Origin of the sequence: Intrasporangium sp. (genome assembly GCF_036566125.1) — a bacterium.
Taxonomy (GTDB): domain Bacteria; phylum Actinomycetota; class Actinomycetes; order Actinomycetales; family Dermatophilaceae; genus Intrasporangium.
Window position 1 is genome coordinate 1 of the sequence record NZ_DATCWX010000028.1, and the last position, 16,789, is coordinate 16,789.

At 69.8% G+C, this 16,789-nt stretch carries 13 protein-coding genes and 1 pseudogene; 7 read left to right on the forward strand and 7 right to left on the reverse strand.

Annotation, left to right across the window (positions count from 1 at the left end; translation table 11 throughout):
- The 6 genes and pseudogenes from VIR15_RS01730 to VIR15_RS01755 all read left to right on the forward strand — a co-directional run.
- Positions 1 to 657: pseudogene (locus VIR15_RS01730) on the forward strand (alpha/beta hydrolase); the annotation flags it as partial.
- Positions 658 to 777: 120 nt separating this feature from the next.
- Entirely contained in the window at positions 778 to 1,878 is a 1,101-nt protein-coding gene (locus tag VIR15_RS01735; protein ID WP_331925745.1) for a DUF8744 domain-containing protein, read from the forward strand.
- On the forward strand, positions 1,875 to 4,595 hold the full coding sequence (locus VIR15_RS01740) for a multicopper oxidase domain-containing protein (protein ID WP_331925746.1): 2,721 nt from the start codon (positions 1,875 to 1,877) through the stop codon (positions 4,593 to 4,595). The genes VIR15_RS01735 and VIR15_RS01740 overlap by 4 nt, the downstream gene beginning before the upstream one ends.
- Positions 4,596 to 4,605: 10 nt before the next feature.
- Complete coding sequence (locus VIR15_RS01745; protein ID WP_331925747.1) at positions 4,606 to 5,838, forward strand: M20 metallopeptidase family protein; 1,233 nt, start codon at positions 4,606 to 4,608, stop codon at positions 5,836 to 5,838.
- A 77-nt stretch (positions 5,839 to 5,915) separates the two neighbouring features.
- Positions 5,916 to 6,341: a Fur family transcriptional regulator gene (locus VIR15_RS01750; protein WP_331925757.1), complete on the forward strand. Its 426-nt coding sequence runs from the start codon at positions 5,916 to 5,918 to the stop codon at positions 6,339 to 6,341.
- A gap of 53 nt (positions 6,342 to 6,394) precedes the next feature.
- The gene (locus VIR15_RS01755; RefSeq protein ID WP_331925748.1) at positions 6,395 to 7,948 is read left to right on the forward strand and encodes a catalase; all 1,554 of its coding nucleotides are present in this window, start codon (positions 6,395 to 6,397) and stop codon (positions 7,946 to 7,948) included.
- Positions 7,949 to 8,116: 168 nt separating this feature from the next.
- Here the strand turns inward: VIR15_RS01755 and VIR15_RS01760 are convergent, their stop codons facing one another.
- The 7 genes from VIR15_RS01760 to VIR15_RS01790 form a co-directional block, all read right to left on the reverse strand.
- Complete coding sequence (locus tag VIR15_RS01760; RefSeq protein ID WP_331925749.1) at positions 8,117 to 8,338, reverse strand: YbdD/YjiX family protein; 222 nt, start codon at positions 8,336 to 8,338, stop codon at positions 8,117 to 8,119.
- A gap of 1 nt (position 8,339) precedes the next feature.
- Positions 8,340 to 10,580, reverse strand: a complete 2,241-nt coding sequence (locus VIR15_RS01765; protein ID WP_331925750.1) for a carbon starvation CstA family protein — start codon at positions 10,578 to 10,580, stop codon at positions 8,340 to 8,342.
- Between the two features lie 156 nt (positions 10,581 to 10,736).
- Complete coding sequence (locus tag VIR15_RS01770) at positions 10,737 to 11,438, reverse strand: alpha/beta fold hydrolase (protein ID WP_331925751.1); 702 nt, start codon at positions 11,436 to 11,438, stop codon at positions 10,737 to 10,739.
- 71 nt (positions 11,439 to 11,509) lie between these two features.
- Positions 11,510 to 12,334, reverse strand: a complete 825-nt coding sequence (locus tag VIR15_RS01775; RefSeq protein ID WP_331925752.1) for an ABC transporter permease — start codon at positions 12,332 to 12,334, stop codon at positions 11,510 to 11,512.
- Positions 12,335 to 12,441: 107 nt separating this feature from the next.
- Positions 12,442 to 15,387 carry an alpha/beta fold hydrolase gene (locus VIR15_RS01780; protein ID WP_414654891.1) on the reverse strand — a complete coding sequence of 982 codons (2,946 nt, stop codon included), beginning with the start codon at positions 15,385 to 15,387 and terminating at the stop codon, positions 12,442 to 12,444.
- Positions 15,388 to 15,434: 47 nt separating this feature from the next.
- Complete coding sequence (locus VIR15_RS01785) at positions 15,435 to 15,689, reverse strand: hypothetical protein (protein ID WP_331925754.1); 255 nt, start codon at positions 15,687 to 15,689, stop codon at positions 15,435 to 15,437.
- Positions 15,686 to 16,090, reverse strand: coding sequence for an ankyrin repeat domain-containing protein (locus VIR15_RS01790; RefSeq protein ID WP_331925755.1), 405 nt, complete (start codon positions 16,088 to 16,090; stop codon positions 15,686 to 15,688). Before VIR15_RS01790 ends, VIR15_RS01785 begins: the two co-directional genes overlap by 4 nt.
- Before the next feature lie 75 nt (positions 16,091 to 16,165).
- Here VIR15_RS01790 and tpx point away from each other — a divergent pair, with 75 nt between their 5' ends.
- A complete protein-coding gene (gene tpx / locus VIR15_RS01795) occupies positions 16,166 to 16,657 on the forward strand; it encodes a thiol peroxidase (protein ID WP_331925756.1) in 492 nt (163 codons plus the stop codon).
- The last annotated feature ends 132 nt before the right edge of the window (positions 16,658 to 16,789 follow it).

A 16,789-nucleotide genomic window follows, 5' to 3' on the forward strand; every position in this document is an offset into this window, starting at 1 on the left:
TTCGGCGGCACCGTCGACGCGCAGGGCACGCCCGCCTTCCCGGACGCCGCATCGAGCGGGGGCGGCGGTGCGGCGCCCGAGTTCGTGCGGCGGCTGAGGGAGAAGGACACGTCCGAGGAGGACCCGGCCTCCAGCCCTCGAGTCATCCTCCGCAGCTTCTACGGGGCGGGCGCGAACGCCGCCAACGTGGACGAGGACTTCCTCCTCGCAGAGGCCCTGACGACCCGGGTCGGGGACGACTTCTACCCCGGCGACAGCACCGCGTCGGAGAACTGGCCCACGACCGCGCCCGGCAGCCGTGGCGTGCTCAACACGATGTCACCCAAGCACTTCAACACCTCCGCCATCGCGACGAGCACGGCCGGCATCCCGATCACGTGGATCCACGGCACCGAGGACCTCGTCTGCAGCGACCGGTCGATGTTCGACTTCGGCACTCTCGGCGAGCTCGGGGCCGTGCCGGGATGGCCCGGCGCCGAAACCCTGCCGCCCCAGCCCATGAAGGCGCAGCTGCGTGCCGTGCTCGACGGCTACGCCGCCCAGCCGGGCCAGGCCGATCTCGTCCGAGAGGTCGAGCTCGAGGGCATCGCCCACGGCCTCCCCCTTGAGGTCCCCGCTCGGATCGCGGAGGAGATCGTGGCGCTCGTCCACCGCTGACAGACACGTGGCCGTATGCCGCTGGGCTCGGTCCCAGCGACAGGCATCCCCACCGTGTGGTGACCGAGGTCATCCTCCAACGGTTTGGCTGGCTGCCCGCGGTTATCTACAGTTGGTTCCGTGCAAAATAGTCGGGCGAGTCAGACCCTCTCCCGGGCGGTCTTCCTTCTCCCGGCCGGGCTCGCGATGCTCGCGGGCGTCAACGCCGCGCTCGTGCTCGTCGGCGTCTCCGCGCCCGTGCGGTCGGAGCGGCTCGGCGACCTCCACGGCATGCTCATGGTCGGCGGGTTCCTCGGCACCCTCATCGCGATGGAGCGCGCCGTCGCGCTCCGCCATCCGCTGGGTTACCTCGCGCCGGGACTGCTCGGGCTGGGGGCACTGGCCCTCATCAGCCCCGCGCCCGTGCAGCTCGGCCAGCTCCTCCTCGTCGACGGCAGCATCGCCTTCGTGGCGGTGTACGCCGCGCTGTGGCGACGCAACCACGACGACGTCGTCGTCGTCGAGCTGCTCGGCGCGGTCCACCTGACCGTCGCCGCACTCCTGTGGCTTCGCGTCGACATGCCGTGGCTCATGCCCTGGCTCGTCGGCTTCCTCGTCCTGACCATCTGCGCCGAGCGGGTCGAGCTCGCCCGCCTTGCCATGCCGACAACCGGTGGCAGGACGCTCGTCCTCCATGCGGCCGCGCTGACCGTGGCGCTCGTGCTGACCCTCGTCTCGGCCGAAGCCGGGGCGCGCGCCACCGGGTTCGTCATCGCCTCACTCGTCGTCTGGCTCGTCCGCCACGACGTCGCCCGCCGGACCATCCGGACCACCGGACTGCCCCGCTTCAGCGCCGGCGCGCTGCTCGGGGGCTATGTCTGGCTCCTGCTCGCCGGCCTCACCTGGCTGGTGGCCGGCGCCCAGACCGAGGGCGCCCTCTACGACGTCGTCATCCACGCGGTCATGCTCGGCTTCGCCATCTCCATGGTGATGGCCCACGCACCGATCATCCTTCCGGCGGTGCTCAAGCGGCCCCTCCCCTACCGGACGGCCATGTGGATCCCCTTGGTGCTCATGCACGTCGGCCTCGCGGTCCGGATCATCGCGGGTGACTTCGCTGGGCTGCGCACGCTATGGCAGGTCGGCTCGATCACCAACATCGTCGCCCTGCTCCTCTTCTTCGCGATCGCTGCCGGATCGAGCATCGCGGGCGTTACCCCGCTGAAAAGGAAACCCCTATGAGCACCCGCGGTTCGTGGTTCATGCGCGACCGGCCCGTCGTCATCTGGTTGATGGTGGCACTGCTGGTCAGCCTGATCCACCCGTTCTTCGCCTACTCCCGGTGGCTCATGGTCCACCTCGTCGTGCTCGGCGCGGTGACCCACGCGGCCATGGTGTGGAGCGTCCATTTCACCGAGGCCCTGCTCAAGACCCGGTCCGGGTTCGAGGAGCGCCGCCTCCAGACGATCCGCCTGTCGGTCTTCCAGGTCGGCGTGCTGCTCGTCCTCGTCGGGGTCCCGACCCGCATCTGGCCGGTCACCCTCATCGGCGGCACGCTCATCTCCGCGGCGGTCGGCTGGCACGCGGTCATGCTCGTCCGGCGGCTCAAGGCGGCCCTGCCCGGCCGGTTCCGGATCACCGTCCGCTACTACATCGTGGCCGCGCTCCTGTTGCCCGTCGGCGCCACGTTCGGCGTCCTGCTCGCCCGAGGCAGCGGCGTCGCGGGCGCCACCGACACCGTGCACGGCCAGCTGCTCGTCGCGCACACGATGGTCAACCTGCTCGGCTGGATCGGCCTCACGGTGCTCGGCACGCTGGTCACTCTCTGGCCGACGATGCTGCGCACCAAGATGGCCGACAACGCCGAGTCCGCCTCCGAGCGCGCCCTTCCCGTGCTCTCTGGTGGCCTGGGCCTCGTCGTCGCGTCGCCCCTCGTGGACCACGCCATGATCGGCGTCGCCGGCATCGCGCTCTACCTCGCCGGCACACTCTGGGTCTACCGCCCGATCATCACCGCCGCGCGCCGGCGCCCGCCCTACGCCTTCCCCACGCTGTCCGCCGGCGCCGGACTCCTGTGGCTCCCCGTCGGCCTCGTCCTGATGGGCTGGTCCCTCGCCAGCCGCGGCTCATGGGCGGCCCTCGCCGACAACTACGGTGCGCTGACGACGATCTTCGTCGTCGGCTTCGCCCTCCAGATCCTCCTCGGAGCGCTCTCCTACCTGCTTCCCGTCGTCATCGGCGGAGGCCCGTCCGTCCTGCGTGCCGGTATGGCCGAGCTCGAGCGCTGGGGCACCGCCCGCGTCGCCGTCGCCAACCTCGGGCTGGCGCTCTGCCTGCTGCCGGTGCCGAGCCTGGTCCGTGTCGTCCTCTCGACGTTGACGCTCGTCGCCCTGGCCCTGTCGATCCCCTTGCTGCTGAGGGGCCTTCGCGCCTCCATCCGCGCCAAGAAGGCAAAGGAGGCCGCAGCCGCGGCGGGCAGGCAGTCCGGCCCGATGGCCAGGCCCTCGAAGTCCGAGGTCGTCGCCCTGACGACACAGTCGGCATCGCAGACCTGGTCCCGTCCCCAGCTCGTCGCCTCCGTCGCCATCATTGCCGTCGGCGCCACCCTCGGCGTGGGTCTCGACCCGGCCGCGGCGGGACTCAATGTCGCCGGCGCCGCCAAGCCAGCCGCCGCCGACGTCGCACCGACGGGCCACACGACCACGGTGAAGGTCACTGCCAAGGACATGCGGTTCACCCCGGCGGAGATCTCCGTCCCGCTGGGCGACCGGCTCGTCATCGAGCTGGAGAACACCGACCCCAGCGACGTGCACGATCTGGTGCTCGCGACGGGCGAGAGCACCGGCCGCATCAGCCCCGGGGCCAAGGGCTCGCTCGAGGTCCCCGTCGTCGGCAGCTCAATCGACGGCTGGTGCTCGGTCGTCGGCCACCGCCAGATGGGAATGGTCTTCAACGTCAAGGCGATCGGCGGCTCGCCCGCGGCTGGTGAGGTGGCCTCCGGCACCGCAGGCGGCACGGCGGGCACCCACGGCGGACACGCGAGCTCTGGACCCAGCCCCGCGATCGACTTCATGGCGAAGTGGAAGACGAGCTCAGCGGCATACGACCCCGTCTTGCCTCCCCTCACCGACGAGAAGGTGCGCCGCGCCACGCTGACGGTCCGCGAGGAGAAGCTCGAAGTGGCGCCCGGAGTGACGCAGACACGCTGGACCTACAACGGCTCGTCCATCGGACCCACGCTCCATGGCCGGGTCGGCGACACCTTCGAGATCACGCTCGTCAACCACGGGTCCATGGGTCACTCCATCGACTTCCACGCCAGCGAGCTCGCGCCCGACGCCCCGATGCGCACCATCGAGCCGGGGGAGAGCCTCGTCTACCGGTTCACCGCGAAGCGCTCGGGGATCTGGATGTACCACTGCGCCACGATGCCGATGGCGACGCACATCGCGGCCGGCATGGCGGGCGCAGTCGTCATCGAGCCCGAGGGGCTGCCCAAGGTCGACCGCTCCTACGTCATGGTCCAGTCCGAGATCTTCCTTGGGGCACAGGGGGATCCGGTCAACGCCGACAAGGTCATGGCCGAGCAGCCGGACGCGGTCGTCTTCAACGGCCATGCCAACCAGTACGTCGACCACCCGCTCGAGGCTCGCGTCGGCGAACGCGTGCGGATCTGGGTGCTCGACGCCGGGCCGAACCGGCCCTCCTCCTTCCATGTCGTCGGTGGGCAGTTCGACACCGTCTACAAGGAGGGCACCTACCTGCTCCGGAACGGCCGTGGTCCGCTCGACCCGCCCGGCACGACGACCGGCGGCTCGCAGGCCCTGGACCTCGCGGCGGCGCAGGGCGGTTTCGTCGAGCTGAGCTTCCCGGAGCCGGGACGCTACCCCGTCGTCAACCACGTCATGGTGGATGCCGAGCGCGGCGCCCGAGGCATCGTCGAGGTCACCGGTCAATAGGGTGACGGGCATGAGCACCCGCAGCCTCGAGATCGCGCAGTCCATCGCACCAGAGCTCGTCGCGCTGCGGCGGCGCCTGCACCAGACGCCTGAGATCGGCCTGGACCTTCCGCAGACCCAGGCCGCCGTGCTGGAGGCCCTCGACGGCCTGGACCTCGAGGTCACCCGCGGGCGTGCCCTGTCGTCGGTCGTGGCAGTGCTCCGCGGTGGGGCGGCGCCGGACGAGGGACCACGACCGTCCGTCCTGCTGCGCGGCGACATGGATGCCCTGCCCGTCGTCGAGGAGGTCGAGGTCGACTACCGCTCCACGAACGGCGCCATGCACGCATGCGGCCACGACCTCCACGCAGCCGCCCTCGTCGGGGCGGCCAGGATCCTCCACGAGCAGCGCGAGGAGCTCGCGGGCGACGTGGTGCTCATGTTCCAGCCCGGTGAGGAAGCGCCCGGTGGCGCCGCGCCGATGATCGAGGAGGGCCTGCTCGAGGCGAGCGGCACGCCGGTCAGCGCGGCCTACACCTTCCACGTCTTCTCGGCAGAGCACTCCCTCGGCACGTGGTTCGGTCGGCCCGGCCCGCAGATGGCCGCGGCGGACGAGTTCAGCGTCCGCGTCGTCGGCCAGGGCGGCCACGGCTCGACGCCGCACCGGGCGAGCGACCCCATCCCGGCGGCCTGTGAGATGGTCCTTGCCCTGCAGACGAGGGTGACCCGCGGCTTCGATGTCTTCGATCCCGTCGTCGTCACGGTGGGCAGATTTGCCTCGGGGACCAAGGACAACATCATCCCCGACGACGCCATCTTCGATGGGACCGTCCGGACGCTGTCGGTCGCCGCGCGCACCCAGGCCATCGCCGACATCGAGCGAGCCTGCCGGGGGATCGCGAGTGCCCACGGCCTCGAGGTGGAGATCGACTGGATCTCGGGCTCCTACCCGGTGACGGTCAACGACGAAGCCGAGTTCGAGCACGCCCGCGACACGGTGGTCGACCTCTTCGGCCCCGATCGCTGGGTCGACATGGTCAACCCCGAGCTCGGCTCCGAGGACATGGCCGTCGTCCTCGAGCACGTGCCGGGCGCCTACCTCAACCTCAGCGCCTGCGCCACCGGCGATCCCGAGATGGCCGACGACAACCACTCACCGCGGGCGACCTTCGACGACTCGGTGGTCGCGGACGGCGCGGCCTTCCTCGCAGAGGTGGCTCGACGCCGCCTCGCCACCCTCGCGGGCCAGTCGCAACCGGGGTAAGGATAGGCATACTTGTTTTGACTTATTCCAGATTGGCTGGTTGAGTTGAGGGTGTGACGAGGAGTGACCCGACGACGATGCTGCGAGAGGCGCAGCTGCGGGCCACGAAGCCCCGGGTCGCGGTCCTGGACCTGCTGGAGCGCCATCCCCACGCCGACGCCGACACCATCGCCCGCGCCGCTCGCGAGATCCTCGGCACGGTCTCGACCCAGGCGATCTACGACGTCCTCGGCGCCCTGACCGAGGCTCGTCTCGTCCGCCGGATCGAGCCGGCCGGCTCCCCCGCCCGCTACGAGCTGCGCGTCGGCGACAACCACCACCACCTCGTCTGCCGCACCTGCGGCAGCATCGTCGACGTCGACTGCGCCGTCGGCGATCGCCCCTGTCTGCACGCCTCGGACGACCACGGCTACGACATCGACGAGGCCGAGGTCATCTACTGGGGCACCTGCCCTGCCTGCAAGGCCGACCGCCCCACTGAGGCAACGGCACCCGCGGACTGAGCCCAGCGGCATACGACCTGCACAACGGCAACAACAACAACACGAGGAGACACATGTCTGTCGAAGGACCCCGTCAGGACCCTGGCAACACCCAACCGCTGACCACGGTCGCTGGCGCACCCGTCTGGGACGGCGAGAACAGCGTCACGGCCGGCCCCCGCGGCCCGATGCTGCTCCAGGACGTCTGGTTCCTCGAGAAGCTCGCCCACTTCGACCGCGAGGTCATCCCCGAGCGGCGCATGCACGCCAAGGGCTCCGGCGCCTACGGCACCTTCACGGTGACGAACGACATCACGCAGTACTCCTGCGCCAAGATCTTCTCCGAGGTCGGCAAGCAGACCGAGATGTTCGCCCGCTTCTCCACCGTCGCCGGTGAGCGTGGCGCGGCCGATGCCGAGCGCGACATCCGTGGCTTCGCGGTGAAGTTCTATACGGAGGAGGGCAACTGGGACATCGTCGGCAACAACACGCCCGTCTTCTTCTTCCGCGACCCGCTGCAGTTCCCCGACCTCAACCACGCCGTCAAGCGTGACCCGAAGACGAACCTGCGCAGCGCCGAGAACAACTGGGACTTCTGGACCAACCTGCCCGAGGCCCTGCACCAGGTCACCATCGTCATGTCCGACCGCGGCATCCCGGCCTCGTACCGGAACATGCACGGCTTCGGCTCGCACACGTACTCGTTCTACAACGCGGAGGGCGAGCGCTTCTGGGTGAAGTTCCACCACCGCACCCAGCAGGGCATCAAGAACCTCACCGACGCCGAGTCCGCCGCCCTCATCGGCGAGGACCGCGAGTCGCACCAGCGCGACCTGTTCGAGTCGATCGAGAAGGGCGACTTCCCGAAGTGGAAGCTCTACGTCCAGGTCATGCCCGAGGCCGACGCTGAGAAGGTGCCCTACCACCCGTTCGACCTGACCAAGGTGTGGCCGAAGGGCGACTACCCGCTCATCGAGGTCGGCGAGTGGGAGCTCAACCGCAACCCGGAGAACTACCACCTGGACGTCGAGCAGGCTGCGTTCAGCCCCGCCAACGTCGTGCCGGGCATCAGCTTCTCGCCCGACCGGATGCTCCAGGGGCGGCTGTTCTCCTACGGTGACGCGCAGCGCTACCGCCTCGGGGTCAACCACCACCAGATCCCGGTCAACAGCCCGCGCGGCGTGGCGAACCCCAACGACCCGCACCGCGACGGCGCGATGCGGATCTCGGCGGGCGCGACCCCTGCGATCACGCCGAACTCCTACGGTCGCTACTCGAGCCAGCCGCAGTACCGTGAGCCGGCGTTTGGGATCGGCTCCACCGGTGACCGGTTCAACTTCCGCGAGGACGACGACAACTACTACTCGCAGCCGGGCGTGCTCTTCCGCGAGAAGATGACGCCCGCTCAGCAGCAGGTCCTCTTCGAGAACACCGCCCGGGCCATCTCGGGCGCCTCGAAGGAGACGATCGAGCGGCACATCGCCAACTGCACCAAGGCCGACCCGGCCTACGGCGCCGGCGTCCGTGCAGCGATCGACGCGCTCAATGCGGCCGCTGCTGAGGCCGACGACGTCGCCAAGGGCGCGGCCAATGCCAACGCCCCGGTCGACTTGGCCGACGTGCACTGACACGCGGATAGTCGACAGACAGGAACCCCGCCACTTCGGGACCACGGTCCCGAGGTGGCGGGGTTTCTCGCGTCAGGCGCGCCTTTCGTGGACCGCGGTCCCCGTCTGGCGGCCGTATGCCGCTGGGCTCGCCGGGAGCCCAGCGGCAGTGACGTCTCGGTCGGGTCCTCAGCAGCAGCGGCCCTGGGGGTTCTTCTCCATCCAGTCCATGTGCTCCCGCCAGAACTCGCGCTCCGTCTGGGGCTGCTGGTCGGGATGGTGAGCCGCGAGGTGGGCGCAGTAGCGGTCGTAGGCGTCCGCACCCATGACGGCACCGAGGTAGCCGACGGCTTTCCGGGCCGTGGAGACCGACCCGGAAAACAGTCGCTTGACCGTCAGCTCGGCAGCCATGTCAGTGGTGCCTCACCGGTCGGGTCACCGGGATCTTCGCCCACTGCTCCTCGAGCTCGCGCTCGGGCGGCGTCGGGAACAGGCCGGCCGGCGCATAGATCTTCGACTCGATGTACGGGTCCTCGGTGTTGACACCACGGTGCCCCTGCCAGGCCCGCACGGTCGCGATGATCGACATGAGCAGGACGATGAGGGTCAGGACGACGAAGAGGATGGACAGCGTGCCCTGGACCGTCGTGTTGCGCACGACGGCCTCCATCGCATCGACGTTCTTCGCGGTGCCGAAGCTCGTCTGTCCTTCTGCGAGTGCGTTACGGAAGGCGCTGTTCTGCGCCCAGTAGCCCACCGCAGGCACCGGCGAGAAGATCTTGTACATCGACGCGGTGACCGTGATGACTGCGGCGAAGGCAAGCGGGACGACCACCACCCACAAGTACTTGAAGTTCCCGCGGCGCGCGACGATCGCCATGACGACGGCGAGCGCGATGACGGCCAGCAACTGGTTCGCGATGCCGAAGAGGGGGAAGAACGTGTTGATGCCACCGAGCGGATCGGTGACGCCGAGCACGAGGATGTAGCCCCAGCCGGCGACCATGATCGCGGTGCAGATCCAGGCTCCTGCCGTCCAGGAGGTGTCCTTGAACCTCGGGATGAAGTTGCCGATCGTGTCCTGCAGCATGAACCGCGCCACGCGCGTGCCGGCGTCGACGGCGGTGAGGATGAACAGTGCCTCGAACATGATCGCGAAGTGGTACCAGAAGCCCATCAGCGCGGTGCCGCCGAACCACTGGTGCAGGACGGTGGCGATGCCGACGGCCAGGGTCGGCGCACCACCGGTGCGCGAGACGACCGACTCCTCGCCGACGTTCTGGGCGAGCTGCGTGAGCATGTCCGGCGTGAGGTGGACCCCGCTGAGACCGAGTTGGTTGACGAACGCGACCGCGCCCTCGACCGTGCCCTGGGTGACCGCCGCCGAGGAGTTCATCGCGAAGTAGATCCCGCGGTCGATGGTGATCGCGGCGACGAGCGCCATGATCGCGACGAAGGACTCCATGAGCATTCCGCCGTAGCCGAGGAAGCGGGTCTGCCGCTCCTTCTGGACCATCTTCGGCGTCGTGCCGGACGAGATGAGCGCATGGAAGCCCGACAACGCTCCGCAGGCGATGGTGACGAACAGGAACGGGAAGAGCGATCCCGGGACGACGGGTCCGTCATCGCGGCTCGCGAACTCGGAGACCGCCGGGACGTTGACCTCGGGCCGGACCACGACAATGGCGACCGCGAGCAGGAGGATGACGCCGATCTTCATGAAGGTCGACAGGTAGTCGCGCGGGGCGAGCAGCAGCCACACAGGAAGGACGGCCGCGACGAAGCCGTAGATGATGAGGAGCCAGGCGATGGTCGTGCGATCGAGGTGGAAGAGGTCTGCGCCCCACGAGGACTCGGCCACCCATCGACCGGAGATGATGGCGAACATCAGCAGCCCGAAGCCGATGAGGGAGACCTCCATGACCTTGCCCGGCCGGATGAAACGCAGGTAGACGCCCATGAAGAGCGCGATCGGCAGGGTCAGGCCGACCGAGTAGACGCCCCACGGCGAGGCGCCGAGCGCGTTGACGACCACGAGCGCAAGGATCGCCACGATGATGATCATGATGGTGAGCGTCGCGATGAGGGCGGCCGTGCCCCCGATGACGCCGAGCTCCTCGCGGGCCATCTGCCCGAGCGAGCGGCCGCCGCGCCGCATCGAGAAGAACATGACGAGGTAGTCCTGCACCGCGCCGGCGAGGATGACGCCGACGATGATCCAGAGCGTGCCCGGCAGGTAGCCCATCTGGGCTGCGAGCACCGGGCCGACGAGCGGTCCGGCGCCGGCGATGGCGGCGAAGTGGTGGCCGAAGAGGACGCGCCGGTCCGTCGGCATGAAGTCCTTGGCGTTGTCGTTGTACTCGGCCGGCGTCGCGCGGGTGTCGTCGGGCTTCGTGATGTTGCGCTCGATGTACTTGGAGTAGAAGCGGAACCCGATGAGATAGCTGCAGACCGCGGCGAAGACGAACCAGATCGCGTTGATCGTCTCGCCCCGGACGATGGCGATCATTGCCCAGGACACTGCACCCAGCAGCGAGATCGCGGCCCAGACGACGATCTTCTGTGTGGTCCAGCGCCGGTCGTGCTCCTCGATGACTTCTGGATCTACTGCTGCCGGAGGCAGCTCGGCTTGTTCAGGCGCGATGTTGCTCATCTACCTAACCTCCAAGGACAAAAGGTGGGGTGGCGCGCCGAGGAGGCCGAGCGGTCGACCTCAGCGGCGACGTCATGTGCGTCACGCTACCCCTGCTGTCGCCGGAGAGGCACGTTGTCCATACCGTGGCATTGCGCCCAGACGGTAACAATCCGGTCAGGCCAGGCTGAGCACCGTGGCTGGGTCCTCGAGGTGGGCGTTGTGGCCGAGGCCCGGGAGGGTCAGCGGCGCTGGAACGAGCGCCCGGAGGTGGGCTTCGCTCACCATGTGGTCGGACTCTCCGCGTGCCAGGACCACCTCGGCCGGGCACTCGGCAAGCAGTCCAGCCATGTCGGGCCGCCCGACCGCGAACGTGAGGGGATCGAGAGCCAGCCGCCACCGGCTGCCTTCCTCGACGACTCCCATTCGGGCGACCTGGTCATCGACGAGCCCAGCCACTCCGGAGACCTTCCGGTGGCGCGCCACGGCCTCCGCCTCGGTCTCGAACCAGGCGACCGGCCGCTCGGCCATCGCTCGCGCCCGAGCCAGCTCGTCGTCGCTCCACTCGACCTTGATCCCGAGCCCGACGACTCGCCGCACCGCTGGCACGAGCCCCGCCAGCCCGAGGCCGACCACGCCGCCCAGCGAGTGACCGACCACGACGTAGGAGCGCGCCTCCGGCAGCCGAATCGCGAGGTCCTCGGCCAGGGCGCCGAAGGTGTAGCCGTCCAGCCGCGCTCCGCTCGTCCCGTGTCCAGCCAGGTCGGGCGCCCACCACCAGCCGGGCCACCGGTCGTGATGGCCCTCGAGGCCGGGCACCCAGATGTCACCGGTACCCCCAAGGCCATGGAGCACGACGAGCAGCTCCTCGTCGTGCATGGCCGGAGCCGAGGCTGACCCGCCGTGGTTGGAACCGAGCACCGTCCCCACCGCAACCCCCTGATTCGCCCCTAGCTGAGGATGTCGACCCGGCGGAACCTCCGATAGGCCAGCATCGTGAAGGCGACCGCCCACACGAGCGACCACAGCGTCCCATGGATCATGTCGGTCCACTGCGGTTCTATCGCCAGGGCATCCTGCCACGCGCGGTTGTAGTGACCGGGCAGCGCGTTGCGGTACGGGTCGAGCGCATCGAGCTGGTCGAGGATGTTCGCGAGGATCGAGATGAGCACGGCACCCCCGACTGCAGCGAGCGGCGCATCCGACCGCGTGCCGAGCCAGAAGGCGATGGCGGCGATCGGCAGGAGCGTGACGAAGATGTAGGCGCAGGCGAGGGCGAGCCGCGGGAGGAACTGGCCCCAGGTCAGGTTCTCGCCAAGCGGGTTGGTCAGCGGCTCCCAGCCGTAGGCGATTCCGCCGACGACCAGCGCCCACGCGGGCAGCAGGACGGTCGCGAGCGCTGTCGAGCTGATGCCGACCACGGCCTTGCTCGTGAGCAGGCGGGCGCGGCGCACGGGCGCAACGAGCAGGTAGCGCAGCGACGCCCACGATGCCTCGCTCGGCACCGCGTCCCCGCAGAACAGCGCGGCCACGAGGACGAGAAGCAGCTCGGAGGCGAGGAAGACGACGACGAGACTGAAGTTCGCCGCCCCGCTCTGCGCGAGGTCGAAGATCCGTGTCGTCGCGCCGCCACGCTGGTTGCGGTCGTCCTCGCCGAAGGCGAACGCGATGACCAGGATGATCGGCAGGGCCGCGAGCAGCCCGAACGCGACCAGCGTCCGCCGCCTCCCCAGCTGCCGCCGCCACTCGGCCCGCCAGGACAGCGGTTCACGCACACGCGTGATCCCGTATGCCGACCCACGGGGGCTCCGCCCCCGTGCACCCCCGTCGTGCTCACTGCCTGTGCTGGCTTCCAGCGCAGGCTCGTTGGTCTTCGGCTGGCTCATCGTGCCCTCACCTGCCTCAGGCGCTCGATCAGGGATGCGTCGGAGGCGTCGGTCGGCCGGGACCCGTTCCCGGACGACGCCGCGGAGATGACGCCGAGGAAGACCTCCTCGAGGTGCCGACGACTGCTCACCCCGATGACGGGCAGGCCGGCCTCGACCGCCGCCCCGACGACCTCGACGCGTGGGCGCTCGGCCACGACGACGACGCGGGTCTCGGTGTCGCGCCGGACCTCGGTGACCCCGTCGATCCCACGGAGCGCGGTGAGCCGGCTCGGGAGCACTGGCTCGGCTGCGTCCTCGTCGGCCTCGACCGCGATCGGGTCGAGGTCGAGGAGCGTCGTGTCGTCGCTGTCCACGAGGTCGGCGACAAGGCCTTGGGTGACCACCCGGCCGGCGTGCATGACGACGACGTGGGTGCACGTCATCTCCACCTCGGCGAGCATGTGGCTCGAGATGACGACAGTACGACCGGTCTCGGCGTAGCGGCGCAGGATCGGACGCATCGCCGCGATCTGCGGCGGGTCGAGGCCGTTCGTCGGCTCGTCGAGGACGAGCAGCTCCGGAAGGCCCAGCATGGCCTGGGCGATGCCGAGCCGCTGCTTCATGCCATGGCTGTAGGAGCGCACCGGCCGGTCGACGGCTCCGCCGAGTGCGGCCACCTCGAGCGCCTCGTCGATGTGCGCCTCTTCCGACCGCCGGCCGGTCGCGGCCCAGTAGGCCTCGAGGTTCTGCCGGCCGGTGAGGTGCGGGAGGAAGCCCGGGCCCTCGATGAGCGCGCCCACCCGTTCGAGGACATCGGAGCCCGCTGACACGGGGTGGCCCAGCACATGGACCGTGCCCGAGTCGGGGGCGATGAGGCCCATGACCATCCGCATCGTCGTCGTCTTGCCGGCGCCGTTGGGGCCGAGCAGTCCCACGACCTGGCCCTTCTCAGCTCGCCATGAGACGCCATCGACGGCGCGGTGGCCGTCGGCATAGGACTTGACGAGGTCCGTGACGACGAGCGGCATCTCGGCGAGGTCCGCGCGCGGCTCCTCGTGCCGGCGCTGCCGACGCCGCCAGAGCGCCGCCACCCCGGCGAGGATGACGAGCGCGGCGAGCATGCCGCCGGCCAGCGCGGACTCGGTGTCGGTGCCGGCGATGGAGGTGCCCACCGGCGTCGCGTCGACCACGGGGACGGTGAGATCGGCGCCCGCCTCGACGGCGATGCGGGCCGGCTCCCGGCTGTTGGCGTAGGTCGCCTCGGTGCTCGTCAGCAGCACGCGCCAGCGACTGCCGGTCGGCATCTCGTAGGTCGCGGCCGGCAGCGACACGGTGACGGTGGTCGGCCGGCCCGGCGTGACTGGCACCCGGATCGGCGCGACGAGCGAGGCGGGCAGCGTTGCCTGCTCACCGGAGACGCGCCACAACGAGGCGAACAACGTGACCGTCGGCTGGTCCGAGGTCAGGGTGAGGGTGATGGTCGGCGAGCCCGCGACCAGCACGCTGCGCGGCGCCGGATCGGTGTCGAAGTACGTGGACAGCCCGGGAAGGGCTGCGATCTGGTACGACGACACGGTGAGGCCCAGGGCTGACAGTCCGGGAATCGCGACCATCGACGCCGGTTGCCCACCGGGCGGGTGCAGCAGTCCTCCGGCCGTCGCGGCGAGCGGGAGGCGCTCGGTGGTAACAGCGGTGCCGTCGAGACCTGGATACCGAGGCATCGTCCACAGGTCGGCGGGCTCGTTGCGGCGGCTCGCCGGCGTGGGGAAGGTGAACCCAGCGACCGGCAGAGCGGATTCGGGCCCTGCGCCGTCCCGGACGTAGTGGTCGAGCCATGCGTACCCCGCCTCGGTCTCCTCCGCCTGGCGGGTGCTCGGAGCATCGTGGCCGCCGTCGCTCCAGCGCACCGCTACGGGAGTCCCGGCCGCAGCGAGTGCGCGCGCTGTCGCGTCCGCGTGCTCCAGCCCGAAGAGGGAGTCGGCGATCCCCTGGACGAGCAGGGTCGGCGCGGTGACCTTGCCCAGCGTCGGCTTGGGGCTGTGCTGCCGGAGCAGGGTGACGAGCCCGGCACTCGGCTCACCGGTCACCGAGGCGTCGAGGAACCCGGCGCAGATCGTCGGGTCGAAGCGACCGCAGGTGACGGCGTCCGACGAGTTCCGCCCCGTCGACGGAGCTGGGTCGGACGAGGGGGTTGGCGCGGCCGGTGGCGACGGTTGGCCGTCCGACCCGGCGGAGGGAAGGGAGAGCAAGCTCGCGTTGGCGCCGAGGAAGAAGTTCGTGGCCCAGACCTGCTTGAACGGGCCCGGGGTGTCGATGGGTTGACGGCCTGCCGGAGTCGGGCCAGTCGCCGTGACAGCCGACTGCGGGAAGAACGCGTCCGCGAGATCGTTCCACGTGATCGCTGCCACGACGGCGTCGATGCGCTGATCGGCTCCGGCGAGCATGAGCCCGAGCGCGCCTCCATAAGAGCCGCCCATCACGCCAACGCGAGGGTCGCCCGCCGCGTCGAGGAGCACATCCGGCCGCTGGGCCACGAGGTCCACCAGCGCCTTCGCATCCGCGATCTCGAACTCGGGGGCGTTGAGATGGATGCGACCACCCGACGCGCCGTGTCCGCGGGCTGACCACGTGACGACGACGTAGCCACGCTCCTGCAGCCCGATTGCCTCGGAGGTCACCGAGTCCTTGGAGCCGCCGAAGCCGTGCGCCAGGAGCACGGCGGGGTGTCGCCCACCACCTGCCGGTGTCCGTACTGCCGCGTCCAGGATCACCGCGGTGCCGTCCGGCTCGGGGCCCACCGGCACCTTGAGGTTCTCTGTTGTCTCCGCCGAAGCCGCCGCGACCGACGTGCTCCCGGCCGCCTGGGCGACCGGCACGACTCCGACGGCCACGGCGAGGGCGACCCCCATCGCAGCCACGCAGGCGCGCAGTCCACCCCGTGCGCGGGGTGGACCGGTCACCGACATTGGGTAATCACATCACGCCGCATTGTGAAACGAGCGAGGGTCTACGACTCCGCCGCCCCGCGCTCGAGGAGGTACGCGATGACGAGAGAGGTCACGAGCACCATCGCCGGCGGCAGGAAGCGCGCCGCACCCTCGAGCTCGAGCCACTCGTAGGGCGCGACGGTGAAGTCGAACAGGTCGAGGTCGAGCAGGTACTTGACCATGGGCAGGAAGCCGAAGACCAGCCCGACGGCTCCGACGAGGTTGATGACCATGCGCCGCCCGGCGCCGCTCTGACTGCTGGCCTGCTGCGTCACGACTCGCCCTCGAGGAGGTGGGTGCGGCCGAACAGCTCCGCCGCCTGCCGCGCCGTCGGCGTCCCCGCGTCGAGGTCCGCCCCGGCGGCAACCAGCGCCCGCACGACCGAGTCCTCTCCCTTGAAGATCGCTCCCGCGACAGGCGACTGGTCCCTCGTGTTGCGCAGGTTCACGTCGGCGCCGCGCGCGATCATGGCGAGCACCGTCTCCTCCCTGCCGTGGTACGCCGCCAACATGAGGAAGGTGTTGCCATCCGCATCGGTGATGTCGACGGGCACCCCGTGGTCGAGGAAGTCGAGCAGGTCCCCCGTCTGTCCCGTGCGGGCCAGCTCCATCGCGATGTCGATGATCCGCCGCTGCTCCTCCGGTGTGAGCGACCTGCCGCCGGGATTACCTGTCATGGCCACCAAACTACAAGCCTGTCCGGGACCCGGGACGCGGTGGCAACTGGCGGGTAACCGGGATACAAACAACCCATGGCTACCACTGCACTGCGCGGCACCCCCGTCGAGACGATCGGGGACCTGCCCACCGTCGGCGACGTGGCCCCCGAGTTCGTCCTCGCGGGCGCCGACCTGGGCGACGTCCCCCTCAAGCACGGCACGCGAGTCGTGCTCAACATCTTCCCGAGCATCGACACCGGAGTGTGCGCACAGAGCGTGCGCCGCTTCAACAAGATCGCCAGCACGCTGGAGAACACGCACGTGATCTGCGCCTCCGAGGACCTGCCCTTCGCGCTCAAGCGGTTCTGCGGCGCGGAGGGCCTCGACAACGTGATCGCGGCCTCCGCGTTCCGGTCGACGTTCGGCGAGGACTACGGCGTGACCCTGGCCGAGGGGGCGATGCGCGGCCTGCTCGCCAGGTCCGTCGTCGTCATCGACGAGGAGGGCACGGTGCTGCACACCGAGCTCGTCCCGGACATCTCGCAGGAGCCGGACTACGACGCGGCCATCGCCGCCCTCAACTGATATGTAGCTGTTCCTGTCAAGTGGGCAGGGTGAAGCGGGGTCCTCTCTGGCCGGAGGGGACCCCGCTTCGTCGTTCACGGGGGTGGCGTGCGGAGGCGGCGTGTCAGGCGACGCGCGGTCAGTCTGATATGC